16 protein-coding genes are annotated in these 16,896 nt (G+C 73.1%); 7 read left to right on the top strand and 9 right to left on the bottom strand.

Features of this window, described 5'->3' with window-relative positions:
- Positions 1-136 precede the first annotated feature (136 nt).
- Together ETD85_RS27885 and ETD85_RS27890 are read left to right on the top strand one after the other, a co-directional pair.
- A complete protein-coding gene (locus tag ETD85_RS27885; protein WP_138692749.1) occupies positions 137-1,570 on the top strand; it encodes an aldehyde dehydrogenase family protein in 1,434 nt (477 codons plus the stop codon).
- A 53-nt stretch (positions 1,571-1,623) separates the two neighbouring features.
- Positions 1,624-4,665 (top strand): chondroitinase family polysaccharide lyase, encoded by a 3,042-nt coding sequence (locus tag ETD85_RS27890; protein ID WP_170246869.1) that lies wholly within the window; start codon positions 1,624-1,626, stop codon positions 4,663-4,665.
- A gap of 21 nt (positions 4,666-4,686) precedes the next feature.
- Here ETD85_RS27890 and ETD85_RS27895 read toward each other — a convergent pair whose 3' ends face one another.
- From ETD85_RS27895 to ETD85_RS27920, 6 genes are all read right to left on the bottom strand, one after another.
- Entirely contained in the window at positions 4,687-5,448 is a 762-nt protein-coding gene (locus ETD85_RS27895) for an SDR family NAD(P)-dependent oxidoreductase (RefSeq protein ID WP_138692751.1), read from the bottom strand.
- 55 nt (positions 5,449-5,503) lie between these two features.
- Positions 5,504-6,049 (bottom strand): GNAT family N-acetyltransferase, encoded by a 546-nt coding sequence (locus tag ETD85_RS27900; RefSeq protein ID WP_138692752.1) that lies wholly within the window; start codon positions 6,047-6,049, stop codon positions 5,504-5,506.
- A gap of 58 nt (positions 6,050-6,107) precedes the next feature.
- Positions 6,108-6,923 carry an SDR family NAD(P)-dependent oxidoreductase gene (locus tag ETD85_RS27905; protein WP_138692753.1) on the bottom strand — a complete coding sequence of 272 codons (816 nt, stop codon included), beginning with the start codon at positions 6,921-6,923 and terminating at the stop codon, positions 6,108-6,110.
- A 42-nt stretch (positions 6,924-6,965) separates the two neighbouring features.
- Positions 6,966-7,616 carry a response regulator gene (locus ETD85_RS27910; RefSeq protein WP_138692754.1) on the bottom strand — a complete coding sequence of 217 codons (651 nt, stop codon included), beginning with the start codon at positions 7,614-7,616 and terminating at the stop codon, positions 6,966-6,968.
- Between the two features lie 3 nt (positions 7,617-7,619).
- Entirely contained in the window at positions 7,620-8,825 is a 1,206-nt protein-coding gene (locus ETD85_RS27915) for a sensor histidine kinase (protein ID WP_240779465.1), read from the bottom strand.
- A gap of 139 nt (positions 8,826-8,964) precedes the next feature.
- Positions 8,965-9,606 (bottom strand): HAD family hydrolase, encoded by a 642-nt coding sequence (locus tag ETD85_RS27920; RefSeq protein ID WP_138692755.1) that lies wholly within the window; start codon positions 9,604-9,606, stop codon positions 8,965-8,967.
- Between the two features lie 84 nt (positions 9,607-9,690).
- Here ETD85_RS27920 and ETD85_RS27925 point away from each other — a divergent pair, with 84 nt between their 5' ends.
- Positions 9,691-10,230: a type II toxin-antitoxin system prevent-host-death family antitoxin gene (locus tag ETD85_RS27925; protein ID WP_138692756.1), complete on the top strand. Its 540-nt coding sequence runs from the start codon at positions 9,691-9,693 to the stop codon at positions 10,228-10,230.
- A gap of 42 nt (positions 10,231-10,272) precedes the next feature.
- On the opposite strand, the gene ETD85_RS27930 is transcribed toward ETD85_RS27925, so the two are convergent.
- The 3 genes from ETD85_RS27930 to ETD85_RS27940 form a co-directional block, all read right to left on the bottom strand.
- Entirely contained in the window at positions 10,273-10,464 is a 192-nt protein-coding gene (locus ETD85_RS27930) for a DUF1918 domain-containing protein (protein ID WP_138692757.1), read from the bottom strand.
- A gap of 78 nt (positions 10,465-10,542) precedes the next feature.
- A complete protein-coding gene (locus tag ETD85_RS27935) occupies positions 10,543-10,950 on the bottom strand; it encodes an NUDIX hydrolase (RefSeq protein WP_138692758.1) in 408 nt (135 codons plus the stop codon).
- A gap of 28 nt (positions 10,951-10,978) precedes the next feature.
- Positions 10,979-11,368 (bottom strand): MerR family transcriptional regulator, encoded by a 390-nt coding sequence (locus ETD85_RS27940; protein WP_138692759.1) that lies wholly within the window; start codon positions 11,366-11,368, stop codon positions 10,979-10,981.
- Between the two features lie 83 nt (positions 11,369-11,451).
- Between ETD85_RS27940 and ETD85_RS27945 the strand changes: the two genes are divergently transcribed.
- From ETD85_RS27945 to ETD85_RS27960, 4 genes are all read left to right on the top strand, one after another.
- Positions 11,452-11,793 (top strand): hypothetical protein, encoded by a 342-nt coding sequence (locus ETD85_RS27945; RefSeq protein ID WP_138692760.1) that lies wholly within the window; start codon positions 11,452-11,454, stop codon positions 11,791-11,793.
- A gap of 8 nt (positions 11,794-11,801) precedes the next feature.
- Positions 11,802-12,134, top strand: coding sequence for a YnfA family protein (locus ETD85_RS27950; protein ID WP_138692761.1), 333 nt, complete (start codon positions 11,802-11,804; stop codon positions 12,132-12,134).
- Between the two features lie 73 nt (positions 12,135-12,207).
- Positions 12,208-12,714 (top strand): methyltransferase family protein, encoded by a 507-nt coding sequence (locus ETD85_RS27955; protein WP_138692762.1) that lies wholly within the window; start codon positions 12,208-12,210, stop codon positions 12,712-12,714.
- A 130-nt stretch (positions 12,715-12,844) separates the two neighbouring features.
- The gene (locus tag ETD85_RS27960; RefSeq protein ID WP_138692763.1) at positions 12,845-16,894 is read left to right on the top strand and encodes a hypothetical protein; all 4,050 of its coding nucleotides are present in this window, start codon (positions 12,845-12,847) and stop codon (positions 16,892-16,894) included.
- Positions 16,895-16,896 lie beyond the last annotated feature (2 nt).

Raw genomic sequence — 16,896 nt, forward strand, 5'->3', positions numbered from 1 at the left:
ACACCCTCCAGGACGCGCTGGCGGCGGCGGCCGACGTGTTCAGCCGCGCCGTGGCGCACGCCGTCCTCGCCGCCACCGGACGCGAGGGCGCGCCCGCGTACCTCGAGGTTTTCCCGAGCGCCACAGGAAGGCGATCATGACCATCGACGCCGCCTGGCCGGCCGGCCTGCCCGTCGGAGACGGCTGGCTGGAGACCGGCCGCACCACCGACGTGACCTTCCCCTACGACGGATCCCTGGTCGCCACGGCCCCGCTGGGCACGCCCGCGCACGCCACGCAGGCCGTCGAAGCGGCACTGGCCGTCGCCCCCGCCATGGCCGCGCTGCCCTCCCACGCCCGCCGCACCGCTCTCATGCGCGCGCACGACGCCCTGGAGGCCGAGCGCGCCGCGTTCGAGCACCTCCTCGTCCTGGAGACCGGCAAGCCGCTGGCCGACTGCAAGGTCGAGGTGGCCAGGACGCTGCTCACCCTGGCCTCGGCCGCCGAGGAGGTCGCCAGGCTGCACGGCGAGACCGTGCCGCTCGACCTGCTGCCATCCGGCGAGGGCCTGATCGGGTTCTGGACGCGCCGGCCGATCGGCGTCGTCGTCGGGATCACCGGCTTCAACTACCCGCTGCTCCTCGCCGCCCACAAGATCGCCCCAGCCGTGGCGGCCGGCTGCCCGGTGATCGTCAAGCCCGCGCCCGCCACCCCGCTGGCCACGCTCTGGCTGGTGCACCTGCTGCGCTCGGCCGGCCAGGCCCTGCCACCCGCCGCCGTGCAACTCGTCACCGGGGACGTCGAGGTCGGCAAGACGCTCGTGGAGGACCGGCGGATCGGGGCGGTCTCGTTCACCGGCTCGGCCGCGGCCGGCCACGCCATCGCCCGCGCCGCCGCCCCCGTCAAGGTGCTGCTGGAGCTCGGCTCCAACGCGGCCCTCGTGGTCGCCGCCGACGCCGACCTGGCGGCCGCCGCCGACGCGGTGGTGCGCGGCGGCTACTACGCCTCCGGCCAGGCGTGCATCTCCGTCCAGCGGGTGCTGGTCGAGGAGCCCGTACGCGCGGAGTTCCTGTCCCTGCTGGCCGACCGGGTGAAGAGCGTGACGGTCGGCGACCCCCGCGACCCCGGCACCCAGGTCGCCCCGCTCATCGACCAGGCGGCCACCGACCGCGTGCTGGACTGGATCGCCGCCTCGGGCGCCGAGCCGATCGCCGGCGGGCACCGCGACGGCCGGGCCATCGCCCCGACCGTGCTGGACGGCGTCTGCGAAGGGGCGGACGTCTGGGACGAGGAGATCTTCGGGCCCGTCGTGTGCGTGCGCTCGGTGCCCGACCTCGACGCCGCCTTCGCCGCCGTCAACGCCTCCAGGTACGGCCTGCACGCGGCCGTGTTCACCCGGTCGCTGGCCACGGCGTTCGCGGCGATCGAGCGGATCGAGGCCGGGGGAGTGGTGGTCAACGAGGTGCCGGGGTTCAGGGCGGACAACATGCCCTACGGGGGCGTGAAGGACTCGGGGATCGGGCGCGAGGGGCCCAGGTTCGCCATCGAGGAGCTGACCGTCACCAGGATGGCGGTGATCCGCCCCTCGTAACAGTTTGACGCGTTGTCTTTACCTTTGGACGCGCTTCGCGTTGGATGTCGCCCATGGCGAAGATCACGCGCAGGACGGTGTTCAAGGCCGGTGCGGCAAGCGCTTTCCTGTCGATGCCGGCCACCGCGGCGCAAGCCCTGGCCGGCGCCGACCTGGAGCAGCGGGCGATGGCGATGGAGCCGCCGGTGTTCCTCCTGGAGAGTGCGGTCCCGCCGCACTTCACGGGCTCGGGGCTGTCGATCAGCGAGCAGGTGGCGGTGTGCGGGAGCAGATCGCTGCGCTGGGAGCACGCGGCCCGGGCCGTGATCACGGTCAAGGCGCCGCTGAAGTGGGCGCCGGACCCCTACCGGTACGGCGACGACCAGGCCTGGCAGGGGCTCGTCGACGCGTTCTGCGTGTGGGTGCACAACGAGACGCCGGTCGACGACGTGATCAGGTTCGAGTTCGGGCGCGGGGAGCGCACCGACGTCTGGTTCGAGTTCCGGCTGGGCTTCAGCGGCTGGCGTACGGCCTGGGTCCGCTACGCGTACGACATGCACGGCCGCCCCCACCCCGGCATGGACACCCTGCGGATCATCGCCCCCCGCCGGGCCGGCACCCTGCACCTCGACCAGCTCATGCTGAACGTGCCGCTGCGCCCCGACGCCCCCAACCGCGACTACCAGCTGCCGGACATCGCCCCGGAAGGCGACGAGTACGACAACCAGCACTGGCAGGCCCTCTACCGCTTCGACCAGCTGCTGAAGACCGTGAAGCCCGACATGTCGCCCCCGACGGCGGAAGAGCTGGCCTCCCTGCGCGCCCTGCACACCCGCTACCACGACGAATACCTCATCGCGCCCGTGAGCGCCGACGTGCCCGGCCTGACCGCGCAGGCGAACGCCCTGATCGGCCGGCCCACGCACGCCTACCAGTCGCAGATCTACCCGGTGGAGATCGCGGCCGAGCTGAAGGCGTTCGTCAACCCGGTGACGCTGCGCGCCTGCACGGACCTGATGAAGACCCTCGCCCAGGCCCACCAGGCCAACCCCGCCGAGCGGCCCGCGCTGGCCCAGCTCTACCTGCGGATGGCCGCCCACCTGCGGGAACAGGGCTGGACCAAGGGCAGCGGCCAGGGCACCATCCATCATCTCGGCTACGACGCCCGCGGCTTCTACGACTCGGTCTACCTGATGCGCGACGCGTTGCGCGCGGCCGGGGAGTTCGAGCGGGTACGCGCGGATCTGGAGTGGCTGACCGGGCTCGGCCGGATCTTCCGCGGCTACGGGTTCCGCATGGCGCGCGGCAGCATGATGGACATCTACAACACCACGTTCCGCGGCATGCTGGCCGCCGTACTGCTGCGCGACGGGGAGGCCGAGCAGGTCGCCTACCTGCGGGTGCTGCGCGACTGGCTGAGCGAAACGCTGCTGCCCACCGACGGCATCCAGGACGGCATCAAGGCCGACGGCACCGCGTTCCACCACGTCGGCTTCTTCCCCGACTACGTGCGCGACGGCTTCGCCGGGCTGGCCCCGCTGATCTACGTCATGCACGGCGGCGCGTTCGCGATCTCGCCGCAGGCGTACGGATGGCTGAAGAAGGCGCTGCTGATGCAGCGTGTCTACGCCAACAAGAACCAGTGGCCGATCTCGATCAGCGGCCGCAACCCAAGCGGGGCCACCGCCCTGTCGATCGTCCCCTTTCAGTGGCTGGCCCCCGTGGACGACGACATAGCGGCCGCGTTCCTGCGCCTGCTGCCCGCCGCGCCCACCCAGCAGCAGAAGGACCTCGCCGCCCGGCTGGCCGCCCGCGGCGTCACCGCCGAGGCCGCGCCGAGCGGCTCGTGGGCGCTCAACTACGCGGCGCTGGCCGTGCACAGGCGCGAGGAGTGGCAGGTCACCGTACGCGGCCACAACCGCTACCTGTGGAGCACCGAGATCTACGTCGGGGCCAACTGGTACGGCCGCTACAACACCTACGGCCAGATCCAGGTGCTGCACCGCGGCAACCCGGTCACCAACCTCGACAGCGGCTACGCCCAGCCCGGCTGGGACTGGAACAGGCGGCCCGGCACCACGGTCATCCACAAGCCGCTGGACCAGCTCAAGGGCGACCTGACCGGCGCCATCGAGGAGATGCTGCTCACCGACTCGCGCTTCGCGGGGGCGCACAGCATCGACGGTCGCAACGGCATGTTCGCCATGGACCTGCGCGAGCATCCCAAGTACGACGGCTCGCACCGGGCCCGCAAGTCCGTGTTCCTGTTCGACGACCGGATCATCGCGGTCGGCACCGGGATCGCGAACGACGACGCGGCCAACGAGACCGAGACCACCCTGTTCCAGACCCGGCTGGCGGCCAGGAGCGCGCCCACGGTGGTGGACGGGACGGCGGTGACGGCGTTCCCGTACGAGGCACTCGACGGCGGGCCGCGCTGGCTGCTCGACGACAAGGGCATCGGCTACTACCTGGCGGACGGCCAGAAGGTCGCCCTGACCCGCTCGGCCCAGAGCTCCCGCAACAACGCCACCGAGGAGGCGACCGCCGGGGACTTCGCCACGGCCTGGATCAGGCACGGCACCGCGCCTCGCGACGGGACCTACCAGTACGCCATGGTCGTCGGCGCGACGGCCGAGCGGATGGCCGGGTTCGCCGCGGCGATGGCGGACGCGGAGCGGGCCCCGTACCGGGTGCTGCGGGCGGACCGGACGGCCCACGTCGTCAGCGACCGCGCGAGCGGCCTCACCGGATACGCGGTGTTCGAGCGGACCCGCCTGGACGGCCTGGTGCGCGAGGTGGACACGCCTTCGATGGTGCTCGTCCGGGAAGAGGGCGAGACGCTGGTGCTCGCGGTGTGCGATCCGGATCTGCGGCTCTACAGCGGGATCGACCCCGACCAGTACGAGAAGGGGCGCTATGCGGGCCACTACAGCCCCTGGTCGCGGCCCTGGCTGGACGACCCGAGCCACCCGCACCGGCTGCGGGTGACCCTGGAGGGGCGCTGGCGGGCCGGGGACGACCAGCCGTGCCGCGTCAGGGTCACCGGATCGCGCACGGTCGTGGAGTTCGAGACCGTGCACGGGCAGCCGGTGCAGGTGCGGCTCAGCCGCTGATCGGCGGGGGTGGGCCGGGGCTCAGTTGGGCGGATCGAAGCGGCCGTCCACGGCGGTCCACCCGCCGTCCACGTACAGCACCGAGCCGGTGACGAAGCTCGCCGCGTCGCCGGCCAGGTAGACCACGGCCCCGGCCAGCTCCTCCGCCGACGCCCACCGGCCGAGCGCGCTCTTGGCGGCGTAGGCGGCGTACCAGTCGGGGTTGTCCTTGATCTGCCTGGTCAGCGGGGTCTCGACCACGCCGGGCGCGATCGCGTTCACCCGCACGCCGTGCGGACCGAACTCGGCGGCGGCCGTCCTGAGCAGCTGCACCAGCCCCGCCTTCGTGGCCGAGTAGACGCCCTGGCCCGGCTCGGTGACGGACGCGCGGATCGAGGCGAACCCGATGATGGACCCGCGCCCCCGGGCCACCATCCCCGCCCCGAACGCCCGCACCACGTCGAACGAGGCCCGCAGGTTCAGCCCCACCACGCGGTCGAACTCCTCGCCCGAGTAGTCGAGCAGCCGCTTGCGCACGTTCGTGGCGGCGGTGAACACCAGCACGTCGGCCGGTTCGGCGGCGGCCAGCTCGCGCACCGCCTCCGCGTCCAGCACGTCGAGCAGCCGGGCGGCGGCGCCGCAGCGTGCGGCGGTCTCCTCCGCCGAGGCGAGGTCGCGGTCGGCGCACACGACGGAGGCGCCGTGGGCGGCCAGGGCCAGCGCGGCCTCCCTGCCGATCCCGCTGCCGGCCCCGATCACCACGGCCCGCCGTCCGTCCAGGCGGAAGAGCGCGTCATATCCCATACGAGGCACCCTAACGACTGGTCTGACCAGTGCACCAGGTGCTGGGCCGTCCGATTCAGCGCGAGCGGGCGGCCTCCCAGTCGGAACGCAGCAGCTCGTACTCCACTTCGCCGTGCTCGCTGCCCTCGATCGGGTCGGGGAAGTCGATGAAGAAGGTGCGCGCGAACCTCAGCCCGGCCTTCTCCATGACCCGCCGCGACCCGCGATTGACCGCCATCGTCTGGGCGAACACCCGGCGCGCGCCCAGCTCCCCGAACGCCTTGCCGATCAGCGCCCGCGACCCCTCGGTCGCGTAGCCCTTGTTCCAGGCCGCCTTGTGCAGCCGGTAGCCCAGCTCGGGCTCGTCCTCGGGGCCGTTCTCCGGCGCGCGCAGGATGAACCAGCCCAGGAACGCGCCCGACTGCTTCTCGACGGCCGCGAAGTAGCCCGAGACGATGTACCTCGGCAGCGTCTCCTCGACGATCACCTCGCGCGGCGTCGGCCGGCCGCCGTTGAGGTAGCGCATGACCTCGGGGTCGTTGTGCAGGGCGAAAAGGTGGTCGGCGTCGGACTCGGTGAAGCGGCGCAGGATCAGCCGGTCGGTCTCCAGGAAAATGTGCACCGGGACACGCTAGCCAGCCCGTCGCGCCGGACTCGACGGATTTTCCGGCCCGCGCTGCTCACAGCCCGGTCAGGGAGTCGGAGAGCGCGCGCAGGCGGGCGCGGGCGCCGGGGTCGTAGGCCTGCTCCAGCGCGGGCGCGGGACGCGTGCCGTCGAAGAAGCGGCCGGACACCTCGTCCAGCTCCGGGTCGGTGGCCAGCCGCGAGGTGGCCGCCACGCCCTCGCGCAGCTCGCTCGCCGGTGAGGCGACCATCTTGGTCGGCATGTACGTGGCCGGATGCAGCGCGTTGGCCGTCACCCCCGTGCCGGCCAGCTCCTCGGCCAGATCCACGGTGAACATCACCTGCGCCAGCTTGCTCTGGCAGTAGGCCCGCACCCCGCTGTACTCCTTGACCAGCATCACGTCGTCGAAGTCGATCGGGGCCTGGCCGAGACTGCTGACGTGCACGATCCTGGACGGCGCCGCCGAGGTCAGGACCGGCAGCAGCAGCCGGGTGAGCAGATAGCCGGCCAGGTAGTTGACCGCGAACCTGAGCTCGTGCCCGTCCGCGCTCTCCTGCCGCGCCCCGCCGCCCGGCACCGTCGAGCCGATCCCGGCGTTGTTGATCAGCGTGTCGAGCCCCTTGTGCTCGGAGGCGACCGCGCCGGCCAGCTCGCGCACCTGCCCGAGCGAGGCCAGGTCCGCGCGGTACCAGTGGAGCCGGGCGTCGGGGACGCGCGCTCTGATCTCCTCCATGGTGGCCTGCCCGCGCTCGTCGTCGCGGCCGTGCACGAGCACGGTCGCGCCGCGCTCCGCGAGGTCCGCGGCGAGCGCCCGGCCGAGCCCGTCGGTCGCGCCGGTGACGAGGATCGTGCGCTGCTCCATGGGACGCATGCGTGCCTCCACTCCGCCCTTCGCTTCGACGCTACCAGCCGCTCAGCTCTCGCCGCCGGGTCTGAGCAGCCCGGCCTCGTACGCCGCGGCGACCGCCGCCGCCCGGTCGCTCACCTCCAGTTTGGCGAAGACGTGCAGCAGGTGCGTCTTCACCGTGGCCTCGGTGATGAACAGCCTTCCGGCGATCTCGCGATTGGTCGCGCCCTTGGCGATCAGCCCGAGCACCTCCAGCTCCCTGGGGCTCAGCGGCTGCGGGCGCGGCGCGCGTTCGCGCCGGTCGAGAACGCGGCCGAGAACGTGGGCCACGGCGGGGGAGAGCACGCTCTCGCCCCGTGCCGCCGCCTGGACGGCGCGGCGCAGCTCGGCGCGCGGGGTGTCCTTGAGCAGGTAGCCGGTGGCGCCCTGCTCGATCGCGGGCAGCACGTCGGCGTCGTCGTCGAACGTGGTCAGGACCAGCACCGGCAGGCCGGGCGTCTGCTCGCGCAACCGCCGGATGACCTCCGCGCCGCTCATCCCCGGCATGCGCAGGTCGAGGAGCACCACGTCGGGCGCGGTCCGCAGGGCCACGGCGAGCGCCTCAGGCCCGTCGGCCGCCTCGCCGGCGACCTCGAAGTCGCCGTCGGCGGAGAAGATCCCGCGCAGCCCGTCCCTGACGACGGGGTGATCGTCCACGATGATGAGGCGGATCGGCATAAGTCAGGACACGCTCCCTGCGGGGATGGCCGGAACGGTGGCCGAGACGCCCGTGCCCTGGCCGGGGGCCGTCTCGATGGTGAGGTCGCCGGCCAGCCTCGTGACGCGCTGGCGCATCGCGACCAGGCCGAACCCGCCGTCGGTCGCGCCCGGGTTCGCCGGGTCGAAGCCGCGGCCGTCGTCGCGCACGTCCAGGGCCACGACGTCCTCCATGTACGACAGGGTGAGCCCGACCCTGGCCGCGCCGGCGTGCTTGCCCGCGTTGGCCAGCGCCTCCTGCGCGACCCGCAGCAAGGTGGATTCCACCTCCACGTGCAGCGGCCGGGAGTCGCCGGTGACCGAGACGGCGACGGGCACGCCGGTGGAGCGCGACCAGGCCGCCGCGACCTCGCGCAGGGCGGCCGGCAGCTGGGCCTCGTGCAGCGGCGCCGGGCGTAACGCCTGGACGGAGCGGCGCGCCTCGGTCAGGCTCTCCTTGGCCATGGCGCGGGCGGCGTCCAGCCGGGCGCGGACGGCTCCGGCGTCGCCGGCCGTGCCCTCGGCGGCTTCGAGCTGCGTGAGGATGGCGGTCAGGCCCTGCGCGATCGTGTCGTGGATCTCCCTGGCCAGCCGCTGCCGCTCCGCCAGCACGCCGGCCTCGCGGGCCTGGGTCAGGAGCTGGGCCTGCAGGCCGGCGTTCTCCTCCGCGAGCGCGGCCAGCTTGGCGCCGCTCTCCTCGAGCTCCGCGATCATGGCCTTGCGCTGCTCGTTCTGCCTGGAGACGGTCCGGATGAGCAGCCCGACCGTGGAGGCGACCAGCACTCCCACGAGGAAGGAGAAGGCCAGCTCGCCGGTGTCCCGCTCGCCGGGCCGGGCGGTCAGCATCACACCGACCGTCGCGGCCACCCCCGCATACGCCCACCAGCCCGGCGCCAGGGAGAACACCTGGACGAACGTCCCCACCCCGGTCACCGTGAACGCCCCGTCGAGCCGGATCAGCGTCCAGACCACGGCGAGCAGCACCGCGAAGTAGGCGACCAGCGCCGGGGCCCGCTCGATCCGGCTGAAGCGGGAGGCGACCATGAACCAGTGCCACGCGGCCGCGAACGCCGCCAGCGCCGCCACCTCCGGCCGCCACCGCGCCGCCAGCGAGAAGAGCGCGGGCAGCGCGATGAACAGGTAGGGCAGGAGGGGCCAGGCGCGATCCCAGCGCGAGGCGTCGGCGGTCACCGGCGCGGCACCCGGATCGCGCCGCCGGCGGCCGGGGAAACGATCGCGGCCATGCCGGCCAGCGTAGCGGGGGACACGCCACCGGTCACCTGCCGAGCGGGCTCATCGTGGCGCCCTGTCCGAGCCGGCGCCGGGCATTTCACGGGTGCGGCGCGCGGACGGCGGCGACCAGCTCCGGCATCGTCGTCACCCGGCGCTCCGGCTCCGGCCCGGGCGCGGGGTTGGCGGCGGTGTCGTCGCTCACGAACAGGATCGTGCGCATCCCCATCGACCGGGCGGGGGCGAGGTTGACCGGGCGGTCGTCCACCAGCACCACCTCGCCGGGCCGGACGCCCAGCCCGTCGAGCACCGCCTCGTACGCGGCCGGATCCGGCTTGCGGGCCCGCAGCGCGGAGCTGACGAACCAGCGCCGGACGAGCCGGTCCAGCCCGAACCTGCGCCGCACGCACGCCGACCACGCCGCCGTGTCGTTGCTCAGGCACGCCGTCTCCAGCCCGTCGCCGGCCAGCTCAGCGATCGCCTCGCGCGCGCCGCCGGTGAGCCGGTGGCGCCGGCAGTAGTCCTCATCCCGCACGGCCCCACCTGCGAGGGAGGCCGCCGCCCAGAACTCCTCCGTGCTCAGCCGCCCCAGCGTCGCCGCCCGGTACGCCGCCCTGATCTCCTCCTCGGGCACCCCGGATCCCTGATCGCGCAGGTACGGGATCAGCACGCGCCCCTGGACGTCCCCGTCCTCGTACAGGACGCCCATGGCGTCGAAGACGACCACCTTGATCTGATCCATCGCTCCATGCTGCCCGGCCGGGACGCGAGAGCGAATCGGTAAGGCGGCTTGCGAAAATTCCGTAAGGCGGCTTACGATTTGCGGATGATCAACACGGACCGGGCCGCGCACGACGAGCTGCAGGCGCGTTTCGGCCCGCCGCTGGGCGTGGAGGACGCCCGTGCCCGCTGGGGCTCCCTGATCGGCGCGGCTGGGGACGGCACGATCACGCTGATCACCCGCGAGCGCTGGGAGTGGGCCGCGCTGGTCCCGCTGTCCGAGGTGTCCGGCGTGCTCAGCGGGCTGCCGACCGTGTCGCTCTCGACCGCCCGCTCCAAGCTCGGCGACCTCGTCCGCCAGGCCGCGCAGCCGTACGAGGACCTGCCCGTGCTGCTGACCCGGCACCGCACCCCGGTCGCCGCCCTGGTCGCGGCCCGGCGCCTGCTGGCCAGGCCCGCGCCCGCGCGCCGCCCGTCCGCCGACGCGCTGGTGGCCGGCGGCCACACCATCACCCTCGCCCGCGACAGCGTGGGCATGCTGATCACGGCCATCGCCCGTGACGACGCGGGCGCCGAGGTCGCGACCGGCTACGGCGCCGACATCGCCGAGGCGCTGATAGCCCTCTCGCTGCCCCGCGACGCCTGACCGAGGAGGGCCGTCGGGGGGAGGACGGTCATTCGGCGGCGGTCATTCGGCGGCGGCGGGCTCGATCCGGGCGTCCGGGCCGGGGTAGACGAGCTGCTCGTGGCCGTCGCCGAAGCGGACGAGGTAGGGCGGCGCGCCCTCCGGGTCGCGGACGCCGATGATCTCGCCCTTCCTGACCTGCCGTCCGACGACGTTGCCCTGGATGATCAGGGTGTCACCGACGTTCGCCCGCATGATGGGATCCTTTCGGCCGGCCTCCGGCGGCACCGGGGCTCCATCCCACACTGCACCAGAGCGGCCGCCTCGAAAAGGTCAGGACAGCAGGCCCTGCTCGTGGAGTGCGTCGAAGACCATGGCGTCGACCTCCGTCACCCGATCCCGGTCGGCGTGCCGGAACCACGCCTTCTCCTCGATCTCCTGCGCCGGGACCAGCTCGCCCCGGTGGCCGGCGGTGTAGCAGATCATCCGGAAGAGCCCGCGTCCCGGATGCCCGTCGGGGACCTCGAAGGTGCCGAAGTGCACCATGGAATCGGCGTCGATCGCCGCCTGCAGTTCCTCGTCGATCTCCCTGACGAGGGTCTGCGCGTCGGACTCGCCGGGCTCGCGCTTCCCGCCGGGGAAGTAGAACAGCTCCCGGCCCCGGTTGCGCGTCATCAGCACCCGCTGGTCGCGCAGGAGGATCCAGGCCACCTTCTCCCGCACACCGTCGTCCGTCGCCATGGCCGACGACCCTAGCCTAGATCCGGGCTCAGCCCGGTGAGCCGGGCGCCGGAACGGTCATGAGCCGGCACCGCCCGGCCCGGCAGTCGTCCAGGCTCGCCACCGCGTTGCGCCGCACCCGCTCCAGGTCGGCGATCCTGGCGTCGATCCGCGCCACCACGGCCTCCAGCCGCCACCGCTCGCCGTCGCAGGTCGCGCCGCCGGTGTCGTGCGCGCGCAGGGCGTCGACGACCTCGTCCAGGGTGAAGCCCAGCTCCTGCAGCCCCCTGGCGGTGCGGATCCGCTCCACCGCGGCCGCGCCGAAGATCCGGTAGCCCGACGGCCTGCGCCGCGCGGCGGGCAGCACGCCGCGCCGTTCGTAGAAGCGGACCGTGTCCACGCTGACCCCGGCCTCCCGGGCCACTTCGCCGATCTTCATCCGTCACCTCTTGACTCTGGACCTAAGTCCAGACTTTAAGGTTCGGTCAACGGGACCGCAAGACCTCTCGAAGGAGCATCGCCATGGACCTCCCCGCCGCCTCCGCCCCCGTCGTCTGCGACATGAGCACCGCCGCCGACACCCCGCAGGAGCGTCTCGACGAGTACCGGCGGCTCTTCCGCCAGTCGTTCGCAAGCAAGGAGCGGATCCCCGGCGGCGTCCGCCTCCGCCTGCGCGCGCGGCCGGGCGTGGCGGAGTGGGTGCGCGATCTGGCCGCGCGGGAGAAGGCCTGCTGCGCGTTCTTCGCCTTCGAGGTCACGGAGGCCGGCGAGGAGGTGATCTGGGACGCCGCCGTGATCGACGACGACGCCGCCCGCGCCGTGCTGGAGGAGTTCTACCGGCTGCCGTCGAGCGGCGCCCTATGATGATCATCATGGCCGTCCTGCGCTCGATTGCCCTGTTCGTCCTGGCGGCGGTGGCCGAGATCGGCGGCGCGTGGCTGATCTGGCAGGGCTGGCGCGAGCAGCGCGGCGTGCTGTGGATCGGCGCCGGCATCCTCGCCCTTGGCGCGTACGGCTTCGTCGCCACCTTCCAGCCGGACGCCCACTTCGGCCGCATCCTGGCGGCCTACGGCGGGGTCTTCGTGGCCGGCTCGCTGGCCTGGGGGATGCTGGTGGACGGCTTCCGCCCGGACCGGTGGGACCTGATCGGGGCGTTCATCTGCCTGGCCGGCGTGGCCGTCATCATGTACGCCCCGAGAACGTGAGAGCCCGTTGACCTTCGTGGAACCCGGCGCCTAAACTCATCGCATAGTGAATTAGGCGTCAGGGGGCGTTCCTATGCGCAAGACACCCGCCGCAGTCGTCAGCACCGTCTTCTTCGCCGCCGCGCCGGGCACGGTCGGCCTTCTCATCCCCTACTGGATCAGCGGGTGGCGGATGCGCGACCCGTTCCCGGCCGCGCTCATGATCCCGCTCAAGGTCGCCGGCGCCGCGCTGGTGCTCGCCGGCGTCGTCGTGCTGGTCCACGCGTTCGTCAGGTTCGTGGTCGAGGGGTTCGGCACGCCGCTCCCCGCCGCGCCGCCCGACCGGCTGGTCGTCGGCGGCTTCTATCGTTACGTCCGCAACCCGATGTACGTCGCGATCTTCGCGGCGGTCATCGGGCAGGCCCTGGTGTTCGGGGACTCCGGGCTGCTGGTCTACCTGGTGATCCTGGCGATCCCCGTCTTCTCGTTCGTGCGCTGGTACGAGGAGCCGAACCTGCGCAGGCGGTTCGGCGCCGACTATGACGACTACCGCTCGCACGTGCCGGGCTGGTGGCCGCGCCTGCGGCCGTATCAGCCCTGATTTGCCGGACATGTGGCATTAATTGGAGCCCCATGTCGGATGTGGTTTGACTACCTGTGAGGAACTGTGGTCGTCTCGTGACCTATGTTTCTGATGGGATGAATTAGACCGGTCCGGGGGAGAACGTTTCATGCCGCACGCCCTTCTGCGCGTGCTCGCTTCGACGTCCATCGCAAGTACAGTCCTGGTCGCCGTGCCGCCGTCCGCCCAGGCGCAGCCGGTCCCGGCCGTACAGGTCAGAGCTGTTGAAGCAGCGCAGCCCGTGCCCGCCGTGCAGGAGCCGCCGGCCGCCGTGGTCAGCCTCCCGTCGCAGCCGTCACTGGCGGCCCGGCCCGCCGCCGGCGACGAGCGGGTGGGCCCGGGCGCGCCCGAGGTGACCACGCCCGCGGGCCCGCGGCTGATCGACGAGATCACCGGCGAGGCGGCCGCCGCCCAGAAGGAGCAGGGGCTGGGCGAGCAGGCGCCGGCCGTGAACCAGGTGCTGCCCGACACCGCCCGGGCCGGGACGCTGACGCTGCTCAAGCCGCTGGCCCCGGTGGTCAAGGCGTTCGACGGGCTCGGGAAGGCCGCGCCGGGGCTGACCTACCGGCTCTGCGCCGAGAGCGCCGAGGTGCCCGTGTCCTGCTCGATCCAGCAGCCGGTGGGGCTGCCGGTGACCGCCGACGTCACTGGCGACGGCGTCCCGGACCTGGCCGCCGACCTGGTCCCCGCGGCCAGCCCGGCGGAAGGGGCGGCCGGGCTCGGGTTCGCGGTCAAGCGGCTGGCGAAGCAGAGCGTCAAGGCCCGGGTCTGGGCCGAGTACGACGGCAAGGTGTCGGTCGGGTTCGACGGGCTGCGGCGCGGATCGTCGCTGTCGGCCTTCGACTGGGGGACGTTCACCGTGGACCTGGCGGGCAAGCAGGTCAAGGCCGAGGTGAAGCGTACCGAGCCGGGGGAGTCCGCGGCCGTCGTGGCGGGGCTGACCGGCCGCAGCGCCGTGAGCCTGCGCCAGTCGCCGGCCAGCGAGCGGCTCACCGTGAACGCCAAGCTCGACGGGCCCGCCATGGACGTCACCGCCTCCGCGCCCGCCAGGCTCGACGCGCTCGCCGTGACACCCCGCCAGTTCACCCATGCCGTGCTCGACCGGATGCCCACCCGCGCCGCCGTGCGGCTGTCGGGCGGCGAGATCCGCTTCACCAGCCCGTCCTCGATCGCCCGCGCCCGGCTGCACAGCTTCACCTACCGCGACGGGCGGCTGAGCCGGGTGGCCGACGTCGAGCTCCCGCGCGTGCCGCCGTCGTTCACCGCCAGGTACGGCTCGGCGAACGGCAGGCAGACCCTCTCGGTGGATGCGGGCTCGGTGGATGCGGGCTCGGCGAAGGCGGGCCGGTCGCGCGCCGGCGCGGCGAGCCTGGTCTTCTTCGACCGGGCCGCGGGCAAGACGGTGCTCAAGGCCGAGCTGAGCGACCTGCCCGCCAAGCTGCGCCTGGTCAACGACCTGGCCGAGCACCGCGTCACCCACTCGACCAGCTCGCCCATCGGCAGGTTCGCGGTGGTGCTGCAACGCAACGAGGGCGCCGTCTCCAGCCCGCGCGGCGGCCACGTCACCATGATCAAGGACGGGGACGCGGTCGGGGTGTCCGGGCTGCTGTCGGGGCTGTCCGGCTTCGACGTCACCTACGGCTCCGCCCCGCACGCCCACCTGGAGGTGGACTCCAGCGGCCGCTCGTTCGTGGGCGCGGCCAGCATCGACGGCACCCACCTGGCCAGGATGGAGATCTCCAACACCCCCGCCACCGTGGACCTCGCGCTCGACCCCGCCGCCAGGAAGGCCGTCTACCAGGCCAGCGGCGTGATCAGAAAGCTGCGCGCCGCCTACACGAACCTCAGGTCGGGCCCGACGATCGACGCCACCGTCATGGGCGTGCACGACGACGTGAAGGCGTCCTGGGAGCTGGGCGAGCGCTCGACCGTCAAGGTCGCCACCTCCTCGGCGCTCGAACAGGTCAGCATGTACGCCAACAAGGCGAGCGTGACCACGCCCACCGGCGAGGACCTGCGGGCGAGCGTGGAAGGCGTGCGCAGGAAGGCCGAGCTGGTCGCGGACACCGAGGCCAGGACGCTGTCGTGGACCTCCGACGCCCCGGTCGCCGAGGTGTCCGCCCTGGCCAGGGTCAAGGCCGGTGACCGGTATGTCAGGGCCGCCGCCGAGGTGAGCGGCGTGCCGGCCAGGTTCGACGCCTCGTGGGACGCCGCCGCCTACCGCTTCCGCGCCCTGTCGGGGAAGGTCGGGTCGGCGGCGCTGGCGTTCACCAACCACGACGGCGCCACCGCGCCCACGGGCCCGCACCTGTCGGCGCACTACGACCAGGCGTCGGGCGACCTCGACGCGAGCGTGCTGGTCAAGGGGCTGGCGCGGGTGGAGTTCAGCCCGGCGGCCGAGGGGTTCACCGCGGACTTCCGCTCGGCCAGGCAGACGCTGGCCGTGGACGCCGACGTCACCCAGGGCGACACGCGCTTCGGCCTGGCCGGCACCCTCGGGCCCGTGCCGGGGCGCCTGACGGTCTCCGCCGCCGGCGGCAAGCTCACCTACAGCGGCTCACGCATGGACGTGCGCGCCCGCGCCTGGCTCGGCAAGACGGGGGCGCTGGACCGCATGCGGGCCGCGCCCGCCGTGCCCGGGGGCGTGTCCCTGGTGGACGGAGGCTGCGCCGCCGGATCGGCCGGCTGCGCGCCCGGCCCCTTCTGCCTGCCCGGCCGGGGCTGCTTCGGCCTGCAGGGCTATCTGGACGTGACAGGGCTGCCCGACCAGGTGTCGGTGGACCTGGCGGCCAAGACGTTCACCTTCTCCGGCTTCCGTCCCAAGAGCCGGAGCCTCGGCGTCTACCTGGCCAGCAGCGTCCTGTCGCCCGTCCCCGTCAAGGCCAGGGCCACGCTGACCGGGCTGCCCGCCAGGATCACCAGCATGGTGCTGGGGCCGTTCGGCGTGTCCCAGGGGAACGCCGTGCAGGCCGGCTACCGCATCGAGCCGGGGGCCACTCTGGGCTCGCTCGACGTGCGGGCCGAGACGGGGACGCTGCGCGGGCACGTGGCGATCGACCCGGTGCCCGCCTCGGTGGCCGTCCAGGGCACGTACGGCGCGCAGACCCGCATCCGGGTGACCAACTCCGCGGCCGTCAAGCACCTGACCGCCAAGGTCACCCTGGACGGGAAGGGCACGGGGGAGCTGCGGTTCTCGGACGTGCCCGCCAGATTCGGGGTGGACGCCGACGCCTCGGCCGCCGGGCTCAGCGTGCCGGCCGTCACGTACAAGGCGCTGGGCGGCGCGAACACCCTCGACGGCTACCTCGGCGTCGAAGGCGGCCTGGTCGATCCACAGGGGCGCCTCGGGGACGTGGCCGTCTCGGTCAAGGACCTGGCCGCCGACACCACGATCCGGCTGAACCCCGACCAGTCGCTCGACCTGGTCTCCAAACCCGTGCCCACCGGCCGCGTCAGCCTGCGCGCGGGGCTGCGCGTGGACCCGGTGGCCCGCCAGAGCATCGCCGTCAGCAAGGAGGTCCCGTACACGACGGGGTTCCTCACCTACCACGTCGGCGGCCAGTTCGGGCTCGGGCAGAGCGCGATCGAGGACCTCGGGCTGTCGGTCCAGCGCGTGTCCTGGCTGCGGATCCGGCCGGGGAAGATCCCGTTCGGGCTGAAGGCGCCGCCGGCGCTCGGCTACCTCGCCCCCGGCTTCGAGGGGGACTACGACCGGGTGAAGCTCGCCGCCAAGGGTGTGGACCTGCGGCCGGACGTCTCCGTCGACGTCAGGCTGAGCAGGGAGATCGGCGGCGACGTCTTCCACGACTCGGTCCGGCTCGGCCCGACCGGCTCGCTCGCCCTGCGCCGCTACGACCAGCGGATGAGACGCATCGGGGCCAAGCAGCAGATCCAGGCGGCCGGGATCAGCCTGGCCTGCGTGACGGTGGACGCCAAGCCGGGCTTCGCGGCGGGCGGGAGCGGCAACTCCATCACGTTGCGCGGCGCGGACGGGCCCCAGATGGTGTCCCTGCTGGATCCGGGCGGCCAGGTGCCCGACTACGCGGTGGACCTGCTCACCCACTTCATGAGCCCCTTCCCGGGGGCGGACTGGAAGGTGGCGGGGACCAAGGCCGGCTCCTGCCCCACGCCCGGGACGCCGCGCCCGGAGGCACGCTGACC

The sequence above is a fragment of the Nonomuraea zeae genome, assembly GCF_005889725.1.
Taxonomy (GTDB): Bacteria; Actinomycetota; Actinomycetes; order Streptosporangiales; family Streptosporangiaceae; genus Nonomuraea; species Nonomuraea zeae.